General features: G+C 61.3%; 17 protein-coding genes. 9 read left to right on the top strand and 8 right to left on the bottom strand.

From position 1 onward, the window contains the following. The first annotated feature begins 144 nt into the window (after positions 1–144). A complete protein-coding gene (locus FAA86_RS12275; protein WP_136540954.1) occupies positions 145–813 on the top strand; it encodes a glutathione S-transferase family protein in 669 nt (222 codons plus the stop codon). A gap of 6 nt (positions 814–819) precedes the next feature. Here FAA86_RS12275 and FAA86_RS12270 read toward each other — a convergent pair whose 3' ends face one another. Continuing rightward, positions 820–1,629 (bottom strand): LytTR family DNA-binding domain-containing protein, encoded by an 810-nt coding sequence (locus FAA86_RS12270; RefSeq protein WP_167494961.1) that lies wholly within the window; start codon positions 1,627–1,629, stop codon positions 820–822. A gap of 105 nt (positions 1,630–1,734) precedes the next feature. Between FAA86_RS12270 and FAA86_RS12265 the strand changes: the two genes are divergently transcribed. Together FAA86_RS12265 and ypfJ are read left to right on the top strand one after the other, a co-directional pair. Beyond that, positions 1,735–2,232, top strand: a complete 498-nt coding sequence (locus FAA86_RS12265; RefSeq protein WP_136540950.1) for a DUF2306 domain-containing protein — start codon at positions 1,735–1,737, stop codon at positions 2,230–2,232. Positions 2,233–2,321: 89 nt separating this feature from the next. Then, complete coding sequence (ypfJ, locus tag FAA86_RS12260; RefSeq protein WP_136540948.1) at positions 2,322–3,248, top strand: KPN_02809 family neutral zinc metallopeptidase; 927 nt, start codon at positions 2,322–2,324, stop codon at positions 3,246–3,248. A 13-nt stretch (positions 3,249–3,261) separates the two neighbouring features. Here the strand turns inward: ypfJ and FAA86_RS12255 are convergent, their stop codons facing one another. Next, positions 3,262–3,741 (bottom strand): DUF2938 domain-containing protein, encoded by a 480-nt coding sequence (locus FAA86_RS12255; protein ID WP_136540946.1) that lies wholly within the window; start codon positions 3,739–3,741, stop codon positions 3,262–3,264. Positions 3,742–4,019: 278 nt separating this feature from the next. Here FAA86_RS12255 and FAA86_RS12250 point away from each other — a divergent pair, with 278 nt between their 5' ends. Then, a complete protein-coding gene (locus tag FAA86_RS12250) occupies positions 4,020–5,432 on the top strand; it encodes an MATE family efflux transporter (RefSeq protein ID WP_136540944.1) in 1,413 nt (470 codons plus the stop codon). 36 nt (positions 5,433–5,468) lie between these two features. Here FAA86_RS12250 and carA read toward each other — a convergent pair whose 3' ends face one another. After that, positions 5,469–6,674: a glutamine-hydrolyzing carbamoyl-phosphate synthase small subunit gene (carA, locus tag FAA86_RS12245; RefSeq protein ID WP_136540942.1), complete on the bottom strand. Its 1,206-nt coding sequence runs from the start codon at positions 6,672–6,674 to the stop codon at positions 5,469–5,471. A gap of 317 nt (positions 6,675–6,991) precedes the next feature. Between carA and FAA86_RS12240 the strand changes: the two genes are divergently transcribed. Beyond that, on the top strand, positions 6,992–7,444 hold the full coding sequence (locus tag FAA86_RS12240) for a GatB/YqeY domain-containing protein (RefSeq protein ID WP_136540940.1): 453 nt from the start codon (positions 6,992–6,994) through the stop codon (positions 7,442–7,444). Positions 7,445–7,500: 56 nt separating this feature from the next. On the opposite strand, the gene FAA86_RS12235 is transcribed toward FAA86_RS12240, so the two are convergent. Both FAA86_RS12235 and FAA86_RS12230 read right to left on the bottom strand, forming a co-directional pair. Then, a complete protein-coding gene (locus FAA86_RS12235) occupies positions 7,501–7,782 on the bottom strand; it encodes a BrnA antitoxin family protein (protein ID WP_374725472.1) in 282 nt (93 codons plus the stop codon). A gap of 13 nt (positions 7,783–7,795) precedes the next feature. Continuing rightward, positions 7,796–8,086: a BrnT family toxin gene (locus FAA86_RS12230; RefSeq protein WP_246035063.1), complete on the bottom strand. Its 291-nt coding sequence runs from the start codon at positions 8,084–8,086 to the stop codon at positions 7,796–7,798. A 231-nt stretch (positions 8,087–8,317) separates the two neighbouring features. Between FAA86_RS12230 and dnaG the strand changes: the two genes are divergently transcribed. The 3 genes from dnaG (at position 8,318) to rpoD (ending at position 14,148) form a co-directional block, all read left to right on the top strand. Further along, complete coding sequence (dnaG, locus tag FAA86_RS12225; protein WP_136540936.1) at positions 8,318–10,312, top strand: DNA primase; 1,995 nt, start codon at positions 8,318–8,320, stop codon at positions 10,310–10,312. Positions 10,313–10,393: 81 nt separating this feature from the next. Then, entirely contained in the window at positions 10,394–11,701 is a 1,308-nt protein-coding gene (locus FAA86_RS12220) for an adenylate/guanylate cyclase domain-containing protein (protein ID WP_136540934.1), read from the top strand. A 383-nt stretch (positions 11,702–12,084) separates the two neighbouring features. Beyond that, positions 12,085–14,148, top strand: coding sequence for an RNA polymerase sigma factor RpoD (gene rpoD, locus FAA86_RS12215; RefSeq protein WP_136540932.1), 2,064 nt, complete (start codon positions 12,085–12,087; stop codon positions 14,146–14,148). Positions 14,149–14,211: 63 nt separating this feature from the next. On the opposite strand, the gene FAA86_RS12210 is transcribed toward rpoD, so the two are convergent. Both FAA86_RS12210 and FAA86_RS12205 read right to left on the bottom strand, forming a co-directional pair. Beyond that, complete coding sequence (locus FAA86_RS12210; protein WP_136540930.1) at positions 14,212–14,634, bottom strand: type II toxin-antitoxin system VapC family toxin; 423 nt, start codon at positions 14,632–14,634, stop codon at positions 14,212–14,214. Next, positions 14,634–14,867, bottom strand: coding sequence for a type II toxin-antitoxin system Phd/YefM family antitoxin (locus tag FAA86_RS12205; protein WP_136540929.1), 234 nt, complete (start codon positions 14,865–14,867; stop codon positions 14,634–14,636). The genes FAA86_RS12210 and FAA86_RS12205 overlap by 1 nt, the downstream gene beginning before the upstream one ends. 149 nt (positions 14,868–15,016) lie before the next feature. Here FAA86_RS12205 and FAA86_RS12200 point away from each other — a divergent pair, with 149 nt between their 5' ends. Further along, positions 15,017–16,042, top strand: a complete 1,026-nt coding sequence (locus FAA86_RS12200) for a DUF930 domain-containing protein (RefSeq protein ID WP_136540927.1) — start codon at positions 15,017–15,019, stop codon at positions 16,040–16,042. 12 nt (positions 16,043–16,054) lie between these two features. Here FAA86_RS12200 and FAA86_RS12195 read toward each other — a convergent pair whose 3' ends face one another. Continuing rightward, positions 16,055–17,203 (bottom strand): amidohydrolase, encoded by a 1,149-nt coding sequence (locus FAA86_RS12195; protein WP_136540925.1) that lies wholly within the window; start codon positions 17,201–17,203, stop codon positions 16,055–16,057. Positions 17,204–17,252: the final 49 nt, after the last annotated feature.

The raw sequence follows: 17,252 nt of genomic DNA, 5'->3' as shown, positions 1-17,252 counted from the left end.
ACTGGCACGCCCGGTGATGCCTGCCAAGCGGTCATCACCGGCTGACTTTCTGGCCACTCTGGAGAAAGTTTCGACGGGCGTCTCGACGGCGCCGGGGTCTGCTTCTAGATAGTCCAAGCAACGACAATCAAAGGGACATCTCTGATGATCACCGTGCATTACCTCGACAACTCGCGCGCCCATCGCATTCTCTGGCTGCTCGAGGAGCTCGGTCTCGACTATCAGGTGAAGGTCTATCACAGGACGAAGGACTATCTGGCGCCAAAGGAACTCAAGGCCGTGCATCCGCTCGGCAAGTCGCCCGTGATCGAGGACAATGGACGCGTGGTGGCCGAGAGCGGCGCGATCATGGAATATCTGATCGAGACCTATGGGGGCGAGGATCTGCGTCCCGCTGCCGGTACCGATGAGCGGCTGCGATACCGGTACTGGATGCATTATGCCGAGGGTTCGGCCATGCCGCTTCTGGTCATGAAGCTCATCTTCTCGCGCATTCCCGGGCAGGTGCCCTTCTTCATCCGCCCTGTGGCGAAGATGATCAGCCAGGGCGTGGCAGGCAAGCTGATCGATCCGCAGCTCTCGGACCATCTCGATCTCTGGATCGCCGAAATCGGCAAGGACGGCTGGTTCGCCGGCAAGCAGTTCTCGGCCGCGGATATCGCCATGAGCTTTCCCGTCGAGGCGGGCCTCACCCGGATCGCCGAGGGCAAGGATGTGAGCGCGCTTAAGGGCTGGATCGAACGGATCCGCGCAAGACCGGCCTATCAGCGCGCACTGAGCAGGGGCGGGGAATACGGCTACGCCAAGAGCTGAAGAGGATCAGCTCTCGCCGATGCGATCGCGGACGTGAGCCGCAAAACTGCGGCTGACCGGTACCTCGGCACCTGATTTCAAGACCACGTGCAACCGGCTGCCGCTGTTCTTCAGCCCAGCCACATGATCGACTGCGACCCAGTGGGAGCGGTGGGTCTGCACACCGGGGATCGAGTCGACCTCCCGCAAGGCATCGGAAAATCGCATCAGGACCAGCTGCCGGCCCTTTGTCGTCGTCACAACCGTGTAGTGATCCTCGACCGTCAGATGGACCAAGGGTGCCCGCAGCGCCGGCTTGAGCCGCGCGAGAAGCGGAGGTGGCTCGTCTTCCGTCGGTTTTGGCTCCGGGTCCTCAGACGCCCTGCTGCTGACGCTCGCCGACGGAGCGTTCGACATCGTCAGATGTGACAGCAGACTGAACAGCACCGACAACGGCAAGCAGACGAGGAGCTGTCGCCCATAGGAGGCAAGACTCGGTTCGGTTCCGGCCCAGGACCAGCGCATCAGCTCCACCACCGCGGCAACGAAGGGTGCGGCCACTAAGGCGGTCGCTGCCAGCAGCAATGCTTGGCTGCGCAGATATTGGGCCAGCCAATGATCAGCGAGGGTAATGACGAGGATCGCGACGGTCCATGCCGCTCCGTGCAGCAGTGTCCAGAAAGCAGCACGCTCGACAAGGCCCATGTCTTCGATCGTGCCGGAAGGACCTATGGCGATGAAGATGGAGACCACGATCGCAAAAGTCGCCCAGAGACGGGGCGAACGGCCCAGTCTCGTCCATTCACGAAGCGCAGACTGCAAGACGGAGCTATTCACGCATTTCTCTCGACATTCACGGCAAAGCATTGGTGGCGCCGGCGCAAAGGCGCGATCAGCGGGAAGCCAAACATTGAAACCGCGAACCCGCTCAAGGCAAGTCCCATGTCGCTTTCTCTTCTCTTACAGACCCCTGTCGCCATCCAAATCCACGTCGTCTCTGCATTGCTCGCCTTGATCCTCGGCGCGGGGCTCTTGCTTGGCCGCAAGGGAACCAATGTCCACCGTATCCTCGGCCGGATCTGGATCGGTGTGATGGTCATCACGGCCATGTCGAGTTTCTTCATCTCCTCTCTGCGTCTCTATTTCGGCTTCAGTCCGATCCACATTCTTTCCGTCTTCACTCTGGTTGGCAGTTTCCAGGCGATCACGGCAGCGCGGGCAGGCCGGATCGCCGAACACCGCCGGCATGTTGGCAACCTCTACAGCTTCGCTTTGCTGACGGCTGGGGCTTTCACGCTCCTTCCAGGACGATTGATGCATAAGCTGATCTTCGGGGAGGGCCAAAGGCAAGCGCATCTGGTTGCCATCGGCCTGCTCTTGATCCTGGTGCTTTTCTTCCAGTGGTGGCTGAGGCGAGACGCGGCGGGTCATAAAGCCTGACTGGCTAACGACCGTTCATCGTCACTGGTGTTAGGGAACAGTTGGGCTATCTTCTCATTGTCTGGGGCAGATAAGAGAGGGACAGCACCATGGAATGGCGAGGCCGTCGGCAGTCGGACAATATCGAGGATCGGCGTGGGCAGTCCTCGCGGGGCGGGTTTGGTCGCAATCCCTTTGGTCGTTCGGGCATCCAGATCCCGATGGGCGGGCGACGCGGTGGCGGACTGAGCTTCGGAACGATCATCTTCCTCGTCGTCATCTACTTCGTGCTGAAGGCCATGGGCATCGACATGCTGCAGGTTCTGGGCGAAGGCAATATCGGGGGGGCAGGCTCCGGATACGAGCAATCGATCGGGCAGCGGCCGGCAGGGCAATCGAGCGACGACACCACCGCCTTTGTCCGCACCGTTCTGGCGGAAACGGAAACCACCTGGAATGCGATCTTCTCGGCATCCGGCGAGCAATATCGCGAGCCGACGCTGGTCCTGTTCAGCGGGGCCACAGCTTCCGCCTGCGGTCAGGCATCGTCTGCCACCGGTCCCTTCTATTGTCCCGCCGACAGCAAGGTCTATCTGGACACCGAGTTCTTCGATCAACTCGAGCGGCAGTTCGATGCCGCCGGCGATTTCGCCCAGGCCTATGTGATTGCCCATGAAGTCGGGCATCACGTGCAGAACCTCACGGGCGTTCTCCCGGAATTCAACCGCCAGCGCCGGTCGATGGGCCAGCGCGAAGCGAACCAGATGTCAGTGCGCGTCGAGCTGCAGGCGGATTGTTATGCGGGGATCTGGGCGAAGTCGGCCGACAAGGAAGGCATCCTGTCCGACGGCGATCTGGAGGAGGCGCTGAATGCCGCACAGCAGATCGGCGACGATACGCTGCAGAAGCGCAGTCAGGGGTATGTCGTGCCGGATGCCTTCAACCACGGCACCTCCGCACAGCGGATGAAGTGGTTCAAGCGCGGTTACGACAGCGGCAATGTGAGCGCCTGCGACACCTTCTCGGGCCCCATCTGACGGGCCGGAGCAGCTAGCGGATTGCAAGCGCCGTCAGCCACAGGCCGAGGCCGAAAACGGTGTGTGCGGCCAGATTGAGAGCCCGGACCTTGTTCGGGTTCGGCGTCTTTGCCGCCGCCCAGCCGAGACCGAGGCCGGGCTGCAGCAGGAACCAGCCGGCAGCGACCGTGACGATCCCCCAGATGAAGGCTGGCAGCAGCGTTGGGTCTGCAAACCAGGCCGGCCCGACAAGCAAGGCTAGCATGATGCCATAGGCGATGCCGACAGCGTAATGGGCGATCCAGCCGAGGGCCAGTTCGCGGTCGTGGGGCTCTGCATCCGCGATACTGTCGTGAAAGACCCGACCCGAAGTCAGGTGATAGAACCAGCGTCCGACCGGGGCCCAATTCGCACTCGGCTGGCGAAAAACCGTCGTCAGGATGAGAGCCCAGAGATCCATGGCAAGCGTCGCGCCGATGCCGATGAGTGTGCCGCGCCAGATCAGATCCATCATGCCGTTGTCATTTGCTCCCGTTGCACCGCTGAAGGCTTACACGCGATTCTTCGTCAGCGCCAAGGTCAACTGGTGTCATTCAAGACCAATCCTGTCGGCTGCTCATTCCGAATAGCCGTGGACTGCCTGATTTTTCATCAAACTTGCTGATGTATCGCGCAATAATTCTGCAGCATCATGATTCCGGCTTGCCGCCGTGCCTGCGCGCGCTTATCCCTCTGCGACATGCCGCTCACCAGTATGCTCTGGAAGCGGCTTTTTTCGTTGAGACCTAAGCCATGCACACCGATGTCGTCACGCTCGAAACCCCAAGCGCCACTCCCGTGGGAGCCGGTAGCTGGATGTCGCATATTCGCGCCACCCTCGCCCTCGGCATCCCGCTGATCGGCGCGCAGCTGGCACAGCTTGGCATTCATACGACGGACGTCGTGATCGTCGGTCAGCTCGGCGCCGTGCCGCTCGCCGCCATGGTATTGGCCGGCCAGTTCTTCTTCACGATCTTCGTCTTCGGTTCGGGCTTCTCCATGGCGGTCATGCCGATGGTGGCGCAGGCCTATGGACGGGGAGACGTGGTCTCCGTTCGGCGCTCGATCCGCATGGGCATGTGGGTGTCCATCCTTTACGTCGTGGTCATGACGCCTCTGTTCTTCAATGCCGAGAGGATCCTGCTCGCTCTGGGGCAAAAGCCGGAAGTGGCCGCACTTGCAGCCAACTACGTCTTCATCAGCCAGCTCGGGCTTCTGCCGGCGTTGCTGTTTGCCGTCCTACGTTCGCTGGTCAGCGCCACGGGGCGGGCACGCATCGTGCTCTGGGTCACGGTCGGCATCCTGATCCTCAATGCGATCCTGGCTTATGCGCTCGTGCTCGGACATTTCGGCCTGCCGGCGCTTGGCATGACCGGTGCGGCAATCGTCGCCGTCATCGTTCAGTGGGTGAGTTTTGCGGCGATGGTCCTCTATATCCAGACCCGCGACGAGACCCGGCGCTACGAATTATTCGTGCGCTTCTGGCGTCCCGACTGGCAAGCCTTCCGTGAAGTTCTGTTCCTGGGGCTGCCGATCAGCGTCACCGTGCTTGCCGAAGTCAGCCTGTTCAGTGCCGCCTCCTTGCTGATGGGGCGGATCGGGACGATCGAACTTGCGGCCCATGGCATCGCCCTGCAGCTGGCCTCCATCGCCTTCATGATCCCGCTTGGTCTCGCCCAAGCCGCGACCGTTCGGGTGGGACTTGCGCATGGACGCGGCAATTACCCGGAACTGGTGCGGGCCGCCATCACGGTTCTTGGCATCGCCGCGATCCTTTCGCTGTCGGGTGGCATCCTTTTCCTTGCCGTGCCGCAGCAACTCTCTGCCGCCTTCATCAACGAGAATGCGCCGGCTGCAGCCGATGTGCTGGCTTTCGCCGGGCCGCTCGTCATGGTCGCCGGACTATTCCAACTGGTTGACGGGCTGCAGGCGATTGCCGCGGGACTGCTTCGCGGGTTGAAGGACGCTCGGGTGCCGATGATTCTGGCGCTTGTCGCCTATTGGCCGGTCGGCTTCTTCCTCGCCTGGCTCATGGCCTTTCCGCTTGGGATCGGCGGCATCGGCATCTGGTATGGTTTCTGCCTGGGGCTTGCGAGCGCTGCCTTCATGCTGAGCCTGCGCTTTTACCTCAAAGTCCGGCATGAAATGCAAACGGCCCGGGTCTGAACCCGGGCCGCCAAATTCCAGTCCTGTAGATTAAGCTCAGCGTTCGGCCAGTGCCGGTTCGCCCCTCGTCTCGCGCACCATGTTGATGAAGCGGCGGAAGAGGTAGTGGCTGTCCTGTGGGCCGGGCGAGGCTTCCGGGTGATGCTGCACCGAGAACACCGGCTTGCCCTTGAGACGGAGGCCGCAATTGGTGCCGTCAAACAACGAAATGTGAGTCTCTTCAACGCTTTCCGGCAGCGACTTCGAGTCGACCGCGAAGCCGTGGTTCATCGAGACGATTTCGACCTTACCCGTCGTGAAGTCCTTCACCGGGTGGTTTGCGCCGTGGTGACCCTGGTGCATCTTCTCGGTCTTGCCGCCGAGCGCAAGGCCCAGCATCTGGTGGCCGAGGCAGATGCCGAAGACAGGCTTGTCGGTCTGAACCAGGTTCTGGATGACCGGAACGGCATATTCGCCGGTTGCGGCCGGGTCTCCCGGGCCGTTCGACAGGAAGACGCCGTCCGGGTTGAGCGCCATGATGTCTTCGGCCGATGTCGTGGCAGGAACCACGGTCACCTTGCAGTCGAGACCGGCGAAAAGGCGCAGGATATTGCGCTTCACGCCGAAGTCGACGCAGACGATATGGTACTTGGCATCCTCCGGGCCGAGCGTGGTGTGACCCTCCGTCCAGTTCCAGTCCTTCTCGCTCCAGACGGAAGACTGGCCCGAGGTTGCAACCTTGGCGAGGTCGAGGCCAACGAGGCCGCTCCATTCCCGAGCCTCTGCCTTCAGGGCTTCGATGTCGAAGACGCCGTTCGGGTCATGGGCGATGACGGCATTCGGGGCACCGTTTTCGCGGATCCAGGCGGTGAGCGCGCGGGTGTCGATGCCGGAGAGGCCGATGATGCCGCGGCTCTTCAGCCATGCGTCGAGATGGCTTGCGGCACGATAATTTGAAGGGTCGGTGATGTCGGCCTTGAAGATCGTGCCGACTGCGCCGTGGCGGGCTGCCGGCGTCAGGTCCTCGATGTCTTCGTCATTGGTGCCGACATTGCCGATATGGGGGAAGGTGAAGGTGACGATCTGGCCGAGATAGGAGGGATCGGTAAGGATTTCCTCGTACCCTGTCAGCGCCGTGTTGAAGCAGACCTCGGCCTGGACCTTGCCGGTCGCGCCGATGCCATGGCCTTCGATGACGGTGCCGTCGGCGAGAACGAGGAGGGCGGTTGGCTTGCGGGTCGTCCAGGGGGCTGTCGCGGTCATGGTCGTTCCTTGTTCGCCCGCGTGCCGGCCCCTTGTCGGAGCGGTTTCGCAGGACCATTTATGTTGCAGATCGAGGGCGCGCGAGGTCGCGCGTTTTCAGCCCTGATGACAATTTGCGTGCAGGTGCCGAGCAATAGACGGATCGCGTGGCGAGGTCAATTCCGGATGCGCTTAAGCGGCGGATTTCTCCCAAGCCATTTCAATGGTTTGCTCAATTCGTTTGCACTGCAGCAGATGTCTGGCTATGAGAACCACTCAACGAACACGGAAAAGCCACAATCGCTAACGGCGGGGCAGGCTCTTCCCCGGAGAAGAAAATGATACGCGACACGCTCGCCAACTCACTGAAAGAGGCCCTGAAGGCCAAGGATATCAGGCGGACCTCGACCGTTCGTCTGATCCAGACGGCGATCAAGGATCGCGACATCGCCAATCGCGGCACCGGCAAGGATCCGGTCAGCGATGACGAGATCATGCAGATCCTGATGAAGATGATCAAGCAGCGGGATGAATCCGCGAAGATCTATGCCGAGAACGATCGGCCGGAGCTTGCCGCGCAGGAGCGCGAGGAAATCGTCATCATCAAGTCCTTCATGCCCGAGCAACTGCCCGAGGAAAAGGTGCGCGAACTGTGCGCGGCCGTCATCAGCGAGACCGGTGCCCAGGGCCTGCGCGACATGGGTAAGTGCATCAACACGCTGAAGGAACGCTATCCAGGCCAGATGGACTTCGGCAAGGCGTCCGGCGTGGTCAAGGACCTGTTGAAGTAAGAGCCTGCCACTGGATTGAATTGAATGGACGCCGCCTTCGGGCGGCGTCTTGCGTTTCAGGATTTCGATCGCTTCTGTTCGTCGACGAAATGACGCAGTACCGCGTTGATGCGGGTCTGGTAACCTTTACCGGTCGCCTGGAAGAAGTCGATGATGTCGGGGTCGAGGCGGATCGAGATCGCCTTCTTCTTGTCCGGAAACACCATCCTCGCCTTGGACCAGTCGATGTCCATGTGGTCCTTCCAGTCGGGATCGTCGCGCATGGCGCGTTCGATATCCTCGTCAGTCATGGCATCGACACGAGCCCAGTCTGTCAGGCTTTCACCCCTGGCACGCATGGCTTCAATTTCTTCAATTGTATATCTGACGATATTTTCTTTGCTCATCTTTCCGTGCCGTCCTTGCGGAGATGATGCGGCATAGGTCACCACGCATGGTGAAGACGACCGCAATGAGTTTCAACGTGTCGGGACAAATCGAGAGCGTTCTCAACTCGCCATTCCTATAGGACTCGATATCGAGCCGCGGCCCCGTACGGAGTGCATTGGCAGCATCGATAAAGTCGATCCCGTGATTTTGAACATTAAGTCTGCGCTTGTTCTCGTCCCACTCAAATTCCTTCAGTCCCAATTCGCTTGCCATCTCGGGTAACCCTCGCATGTGTGTATGTATGTCCACTCATTTCAAATCTCCCATGTTGACCGCGATTGATCCGGTACATGCCAGAAATCTAGCCTGCGCCTAAGGTGTATATACATATGTATTTCCGTATGATCAACTCGTCCCTCTGTGAATAACGGGCACTCCGCGCGAAAGCCTTGGCGCTGCGCTGCCGCGACGCCTATATGGAGGATCAGCTTCCCAGGGATACCCATGCGTTTTTCCAGCGACTTCCTCGACGAGATCCGTGACCGCGTGCCGATTTCGGCCGTGGTCGGTCGCCGTGTGACCTGGGATCGCAAGAAGACCAACGTGTCGCGCCAGGATTACTGGGCCTGCTGCCCGTTTCATGGCGAGAAGAGCCCGAGCTTTCACTGCGAAGATCGCAAGGGCCGCTATCATTGCTTCGGCTGTGGCGTTTCCGGCGACCATTTCCGTTTCCTGACCGATCTCGAGGGCCTGAGCTTCGTCGAAGCCGTGCAGCAGGTCGCCGACATGGCGGGCATCGCGATGCCGCAGCCGGACCCGCAGGCGGAGCGCCGGGAGCGGGAACGGACCACGCTGCAGGACGTCATGGAGATGGCGACGCAGTTCTTCCAGGATCAATTGCAGACGGCGAGCGGTGCGCGGGCGAGAGCTTACTTGCGCGAGCGCGGCCTGTCGGGGCGGACGATCGAGACGTTTCGCCTGGGATACGCGCCTGAAAGCCGCAATGCGCTGAAGGAGTATCTCGCCGGAAAGGGTGTGCCGAAGGAACAGATCGAGGCCTGCGGCCTAGTCGTGCATGGCCCCGATATCCCAGTCTCCTATGACCGTTTCCGCGATCGCATTATGTTCCCGATCCTGTCGTCGCGCGACAAGGTCATCGCCTTTGGCGGACGCGCCATGGCGCCGGATGCCATGGCAAAATATCTGAATTCCAACGAGACCGAGCTCTTCCACAAGGGCAATGTGCTCTACAACTTCTCCCGTGCCAGACGGGCGATGCAGGGTGCTGGCGGAGCCGATACGCTGATCGCGGTGGAAGGCTATATGGACGTGATCGCCCTCTATCAGGCAGGGGTCGAAAACGCCGTCGCGCCGCTTGGAACGGCGCTCACCGAAAACCAGCTGCAGCTGATGTGGAAGACGACGCCGGTGCCGGTGCTCTGCTTCGATGGTGATGGCGCTGGGCAGAGGGCGGCGTTTCGCGCGGTCGATCTCGCGCTGCCGCATATCAAGCCTGGTCAGTCGTTGCGCTTCGCCATGCTGCCCGATGGCAAGGATCCGGACGACCTCGTCAAGCAGGACGGCCGTCAGCCTTTCGACCGCGTTCTATCTGAAGCCCGCCCGCTTGCCGAAATGGTCTGGATGCGCGAGACGCAGGCCGGTGGTTTCGATACGCCGGAAAAGCGCGCCGAGCTCGAGGCGAAGCTCAAGCAGGTCGTCAATGTCATCGCCGACGAGAATGTCCGTCGCCACTACCAGCAAGATGTGCGTGACCGGCTCTACGCCTTCTTCCAGGGCAGCCAGCCCGGGCGTGGCGAGCGTGGCAGTTTTCAAGGTGGCGGCCGCGGGCAGGGGCAGGGCGGCCGCAATGGCGGACGTCCGCCGGGACCTGTCGCCTCCAGTCGCGGCACGATCTCCGACCGTTTGGCGCGCTCAGGCCTGGTGCGCGGTGCGCTCGATCAGCCGACGCTGCGCGAAAGCGTGCTGGCGCTCACCATCGTCAATCATCCGCAGCTGCTCGAAGACGAGTATGACGAGATTGCCGCTATCGACTACGAGCATGGTGGATTGCAAAAGCTCTGGTCGTCGCTGCTGACGGCCGTTGCGGAAGCGGGGTCATCCCTGACGCGCGAAATCCTGATCCAGAAGCTGGAGGCGCATGGACATGGCACCTTGCTGCGTGGTCTCGATCAGCAGATCCGCAATGCAAGGCTCTGGATTGCGACGGAGATTGCCGCGGCAGAAGACGCCCGCGAGGGCTACCGGCAGGCGCTCGCGCTCTACAAGCGGGCGAGGGCTCTGAAGCGTCAGCGGCAGGAACTCGAGCGGGAAATTGCCGAGGCAACCGAGACGGACGATGCCGGCCGCATCGAGCAGGTGATCAGCGCGCTGCACGAAGTTCAGCTCGAGGTGGCGCGGATGGAGAACCAGGAAGCGATCATCGACGGCTTCGGTGTGATGTCCGGCCGTGTGAAGGGACCAGCGACCGGTCACGGCTGATGTAATCGTTTGCATAAATCTGTTGCACTGCGGCGGCAAATGGGGGATTCAGATCCTGTTCCATTGTAGCCGGAAACAAGAGTGGCGCAGAACGAGTTCGACTTCATAGCCCGGAACGGGCGCAAACTCCGCTCGTTCTGGCGTTTGCCGAATGCAGTCTGGTGGGTGGCGAGAATTGGGACGGCCGGCTATCCGCCACGCGTCAGGCGCAGGCTTGCGGTGACCAACATCATTGCCGCGATGGTCAGCCTCATGACCATCCCTTATATCGTGATCTACGCGCTCTATGACTGGTACGGGCTGTTGCCTGCGATCATCGCCTTCTCGCCACAGATCGCGCTCTATGCCGTTACGCCTTTCTTTCACCGCTTTGGCCAGACGTCGGCAGCTCTTTATCTCTGCACCATCTGGCTGATCTTCGGGATCGGCTATTGCATGTTCTTCGGGCGGGAGTCGGGCCTGCATTTCTATTTCCTGCCCGGGGCTGCTGCGTCGATGCTGGTGTTCGGGCCGGAGCGTCTCATTCTATCGGCCTGCGTGACGATCGTGGCGATCATTGCCTTCCTGATTACGGAGGTCATGTTCGTGGCGCCGCTCGATTTCATCCGCGTGGAGCCGGTGTTTCTCAACACGCTCTATTACCTGACGGTGTCCTTCGCCTTCCTCTTGATCTTCACGACCTCTTACTTTGCCTTCAAGGAGGCGTCGCAGGCGGAGATGGCGCTCGAATCCGAGCATGAATTCTCCGAACGGCTGCTGCAGAACATCCTGCCGCAAGCCGTGGCGACACGGCTGAGGGATCACCGAACCCAGTTGGTTGCGGACCAGATCCCGTCCGCGACGATCCTGTTTGCCGATATTGTCGACTTCACGCCCCGGGCCGCGCGGTGGGAGCCACAGCAGGTGATCGCCTTCTTGAGCCGGGTCTTCAGCCAGTTCGACGCGATCGCCAGCGCGCATGGGCTCGAAAAGATCAAGACGATCGGGGATGCCTATATGGTGGCGGGCGGACTGCCAGAAGCCAAGCCGGATCACGAGGCTGCCGTGGCGCTGATGGCGCTCGATCTTCTCGCATGCTGCCGACGGATCTCGGAGCAGGTGGGGGAACCCGTCGAAGTGCGGATCGGGCTTGATACGGGGCCGGTGGTTGCCGGCGTTATCGGGCCGAACAAGCTGCTCTACGATGTCTGGGGCGACACGGTGAACACGGCCGCGCATATGGAATCACATGGGGTGGCAAGCCGCATTCAGGTTGCCGACTGCCTGAAACAGAGGCTTGAGGACCGCTTCGAGTTCGAGTTGCGCGGCGATATCGATGTCAAGGGGAAGGGCGCCATGCGCGTCTGGTTCCTGACCGGCGTCAGGCAGGATGCTGTCGTCGGAGCCTGAGGCTGTTCCTGCCGCTGCTACCCCTTGTTTCTCCGGCGTGACGTCCTACATCTGCGAAGATCGGTGATAAAGGCGCCGTAATACGGCTTGTTTTGTTGATTTTCCCGATCCAGCCTGCGGAAAGGCTTGACGCCAGGAAAAATTGTGGGAATCACCAATCCAAGCACACAAGGGTGAAGTGGGTTCGGACGGATCTCTGGTATGATGACCGGTCATGCAGACAATCGAGGTTTCAAGGCTGCGACCGCAATGCCCATAGTTAATCAGGAATTAAGCAACACTCCGTTAGGTCAGTGACAGCTATCCGCCCGGGTGAGTGGTTCGTCTCCCATTCCTCCGGCGACCAGCAGCATGATCAGACGTCAGGGAAAGCGACTAGATAAATGGCATCGAAAGTCAAAGAAAACGAAGAAGCCGACAGCGAACGCGACGGCGCGCCGGACGGTCCGCTTCTCGATCTTTCCGATGACGCGGTCAAGAAGATGATCAAGGCCGCCAAGAAGCGCGGCTACGTGACCATGGATGAGCTGAATTCGGTTCTGCCGTCCGAGGAAGTGACCTCGGAGCAGATCGAAGACACCATGGCGATGCTTTCCGACATGGGCATCAATGTCATCGAAGACGAAGACGTCGACGAGGCCCAGGCCGGCGACGACGATTCGGAAGAAGAGAGCGAAAGCGAAGGCGGGGAGCTTGCTCCGACCGCCGGCACTGCCGTTGCCACTGCCAAGAAGAAAGAGCCGACCGATCGTACCGACGACCCGGTACGCATGTATCTGCGCGAAATGGGTTCCGTCGAGCTCCTGTCGCGTGAAGGCGAAATCGCGATCGCCAAGCGCATCGAGGCCGGCCGCGAAACAATGATCTCGGGCCTCTGCGAGAGCCCGCTGACCTTCCAGGCGCTGATCATCTGGCGCGACGAGCTAAACGAAGGTACGACGCTGCTGCGCGAGATCATCGATCTCGAAACCACCTATTCCGGTCCGGAAGCCAAGGCTGCGCCGCAGTTCCAGAGCCCGGAAAAGATCGAAGCAGACCGCAAGGCTGCCGAAGAGAAGGAAAAGGAGCGCGCCAAGCGTCGCCCGCAGGCCGCCTCCGGTGACGATGACGACATCACCGCCATCGGTGGCGAAGGCATGCCGCCGGAAGAAGAGGAAGAGGACGAGGACGAATCGAACCTGTCGCTGGCTGCGATGGAATCGGAACTGCGTCCGCAGGTCATGGAGACCCTCGACCTCATCGCCGACACCTACAAGAAGCTGCGCAAGCTGCAGGACCAGCAAGTGGAGGCTCGTCTTGCCTGCGCCGGTACGCTGTCGTCCGGTCAGGAGCGTCGTTACAAGGAGCTCAAGGATCAGCTGATCACGGCGGTCAAGTCGCTGTCGCTGAACCAGAACCGCATCGACAGCCTTGTCGAGCAGCTCTACGACATCTCCAAGCGTCTGATGCAGAACGAGGGTCGCCTGCTGCGTCTCGCCGAAAGCTATGGCGTCAAGCGCGAAGCCTTCCTCGAGCAGTATCAGGGCGCCGAGCTTGATCCGAACTGGATGAAGTCGATCGCCAACCTTTCCGGTCGTGGCTGGAAGGAATTTGCGAAGGAAGAATACCAGACGATCCGCGACATCCGCGGCGAGATCCAGAATCTTGCCACCGAAACCGGTATCTCGATCGCTGAATTCCGACGCATCGTGTCAATGGTCCAGAAGGGCGAACGCGAAGCGCGTATCGCCAAGAAGGAAATGGTCGAGGCGAACCTGCGTCTCGTCATCTCGATCGCCAAGAAGTACACGAACCGCGGCCTGCAGTTCCTCGACCTCATTCAGGAAGGCAATATCGGCCTGATGAAGGCGGTCGACAAGTTCGAGTATCGCCGCGGCTACAAGTTCTCGACCTATGCGACCTGGTGGATCCGTCAGGCGATCACCCGCTCGATCGCCGACCAGGCCCGCACGATCCGTATTCCGGTGCACATGATCGAGACGATCAACAAGATCGTCCGCACATCGCGCCAGATGCTGCACGAGATTGGTCGCGAGCCAACGCCGGAAGAACTGGCTGAAAAGCTGGCCATGCCGCTCGAAAAGGTCCGCAAGGTCCTGAAGATCGCCAAGGAGCCGATCTCGCTCGAAACCCCCGTGGGTGACGAAGAAGATAGTCACCTCGGCGATTTCATCGAGGACAAGAACGCGCTTCTGCCGATCGACGCCGCGATTCAGGCGAACCTGCGCGAAACGACGACTCGCGTTCTCGCTTCGCTCACCCCGCGCGAAGAGCGCGTGCTCCGCATGCGCTTCGGCATCGGCATGAACACGGACCATACGCTCGAAGAAGTCGGTCAGCAGTTCTCGGTTACCCGCGAACGTATCCGTCAGATCGAGGCCAAGGCGCTCAGGAAGCTGAAGCATCCGAGCCGTTCGAGGAAGCTTCGGTCGTTCCTCGACAGCTGATGCGAGCTATGGAATTCAAGAAGATAACCCGCCGGAGCGATCCGGCGGGTTTTTTGTTTTCCATCAAATCGGTGTGGTGGGATGCGCGATGAATCCGCAGGCCGCTTCCATGACCTTATCCAATGTTGCGATCGGTAACCCGTTGGTGACTGCCACGGCGATGTGCAAGCTATCACCGGCGCGAAGGCCGAGTTCCGCCCGGTCGCAGAGCCGTGCAGCCGCCTGGTAGTCGGACGGCGCCACTGGCAAGGTCAGCAGTGAGCGCGAGACCAGGCGGTTGAAGGCGGCCAGGACGAGCGCCTTCTGCGAGATGTCGAGTTGCGAAGTCCGATGTTTCAAGGAGAGAGCCGAGGAAAACTCGGTGATGGTCCAGCCGCTTATATAGAGCGATCCTGCCTGTTGTTGTCGCAGCCAGGCTGCTATCCGATCCGTGGCCGGTTCGCGCGTCAGAAGTGCCACAAGGACGGACGTGTCGAGATAGGTCATCAGTAGCGGCCTTCCTCCCGCAGATGACGCGTTGTCTCGGCAGCAGTCTCGGGCAGTTGATCAAGGATAGTTTTAAGCCAGTCAACGTCGACAGGCTCACGCGGGTGCTCTGCAGGTCCAAGTCTCGCCACAGGTTTTCCGTGGCGCTCGATCTCGATCGTCTCGCCCTTTTCTGCCTTGCCGACGAGTTCACTCAGATGCGCCTTGGCGGTCGCGATATTGACAGTTGTCATGGCTGCATCTCCGACTTGAGGCTTATGACTAGAAATATGGTCATGGTAACCCTATCTCGGGTGCCAGAAAAGATCTGGTTGAAATTTGGAATGCGTAACGGCCTCGCGCCACCTCCCTTTTCGCCGCAATCGTCGCTATGGATCATGCCATGACGGAAACCAGGAAGACAGGCTGGCAGCGCTTCGGGGGAGGGCTTGCCCTTTCGCTGCTGCTGCATGGCCTTGCAGTGGCAGCCTTCCTGTTGAGTTTCGACAGCCCTGAAGATTTCTCTCAGGAGGAACAGGCGATCGACGTGACGCTTGTGGCGCCGCCCGAGCCGGAAGAGCCGGAGCCGCAACCAGAGCCTGAGCCCGAGCCCGAGGCTGAAACGCCGGAGGAGGCGGCCGAGCCTGAAGCCGCGCCTCCACCTGCGCCCGAACCGCAACCGGAGCCGGAACCACAACCAGAGCCGGAGCCTGAAGCTCAGGCGCCGGAGGCGGAGGTGCCGGATGTGGCGGAGGTTCCGATCCCGGTCTTGAGGCCCGTGGTTCGGTTCGGTGAGGAAGATCGCGGTCCCGAACTCTCCCGAGGCACCGAAGCCGAAGTCGCGGCGCCGGAGGAGACGTCGCCGGCAGAGGAGGCGGAAACGGCAGAGGCCGCGCCGACGGTGGCGCAGCCGGAGATCGCCTTGCCTGAGGCTCCTCCTGCCGAAGCTGCGCTCGCAGAAGCGGCTGAGGTTACAAGTGAGAGCACCGGCGAGGCGGAGGCAACGGCCGATGAGGAGGCAAGTGACCGCCCTTCGGAGGCCGCCGTGCAGGAAGCGCAGCTTGAGCCGCGGGAGGTAACCGAACTCTTCTCCACGGCAATTTCGGGTGATCGGGCCGCGATGACCGCCATGGCGGGACTGACCCGGCAGGAGCGCGGCGATCAGTTATGCGGCACCGAGCTCAGCCAGCAGCTGCGCAACGGCTCGCCCGCCTATATCCCGTATTTCCTGCCGATCCTGCGCCTGCAGGAGGGCAATGTCATCGACGTGCCGCTGGCGGCTTTCCGCGAGGTCAACGGCGCCTGGATCAACATTGCGGTCCGGTGCGAGGTCAATGACAACGCGACCGAGGTCGTCAGCTTCTCCCTGTCGGTCGGCAAGACCGTCCCGCGGTCCGAATGGGCCGAACGCGGGTTTCCCGACAGCTGATCCCTGGGCTGACTAGCCGAGCCTGTCTCTGATGACGGCCATGAACACCCGTGCACCGATTGCGGTCAGGTCGTCCGGATAGTCATAGTCGGGATTGTGCAGGGCAGGGTGGTTTTCACCGGCACCCAGGAAGAACATGGCTGAGGGGCAGACGGCGCGTAGCCGGCCAAAATCCTCCGAAGCGCGCATGGGGAGATTGCCTTCGTCGAAGGACACGCCTTCTGTCGTCAATGCCTTTTCGAGATCGGCCACGGCCTCCGGTGCGTTTTCGCAGTGGAAGAAGATGTCGTGGTAGCTGATGGCATAATCGAGGCCTGCCTCCTGCGCTGCCGTGACCACCAGGTGTTCGGCCTTTTCGCAAAGCTCTGCCATGCGATCGTCGATGAGCGTGCGCAATGTCACCCAGATCTCGGCGTCACCCGGCGCAATGCCGAAGGCCTTCTCACCCAGTGTCGCGTGGGTGACTGTTGCGAGGGTGAAGTCCGTCGCGGGCGGTGCGCCATGAGACAGCGCCGTCAGGGCCGGCATCAGGCTGGAGATGGCCGCCATCGGCGAGAGGCCTGTCTCCGGCTGGGACGCATGGGCCGTTTTGCCTGATAGCGTGATCTTCATGCCGCGCGAGGCACAGTTGACCGGACCGGCCTTCAGCGCCACCTGACCGAAGGCAAGGCCTGGCATGTTGTGCAGCGAGTAGGCAAAGTCCGGCTTCATCTCGGAGAAGTTGACATCGGCAAGCACGGCGGCGGCACCGCTGCCGTCTTCCTCCGCCGGCTGCCAGAGCAGCACGACACGGCCGCGAGCGACCGGCTGGCGAGAAAGGCCGCGCGCAAGCGCAAGCAGAATGGTCGAGTGGCCGTCATGGCCGCAGAGATGGCCCTTGCCCGGGACCGTCGAGCGGTGGGCGGCGTCGGACTTCTCCTCGATCGGCAAGGCATCGAGTTCCGCGCGAAAGAGGAGGGTGGGGCCCGGAACACCACTGTCGAAGATGCTCGCCACGCCATGGCCGCCGAGACCGGTCAGGATCTTCGAGGGGGCGAGAGGACGAAGCGCTTCGGCGACGCGTCGCGCCGTCTCACGTTCCTCGCCAGAGACTTCTGGGTGGCGGTGGAGCTCATGCCGGAAAGCCTGCAGTTCGATGGCGTCTCGGTTGGTCAGGAACATGCGTTTCTCCTCCTCTGGTCCGCCACCCGGTTTATCGAAATTCGCCACC

The sequence above is a fragment of the Rhizobium rosettiformans W3 genome, from assembly GCF_004912135.1.
In the GTDB taxonomy this organism is placed as follows: domain Bacteria; phylum Pseudomonadota; class Alphaproteobacteria; order Rhizobiales; family Rhizobiaceae; genus Allorhizobium; species Allorhizobium rosettiformans.
The sequence above is the reverse complement of the archived record's forward strand: the minus strand, read 5'-3'. Positions and strand labels throughout refer to the sequence as shown.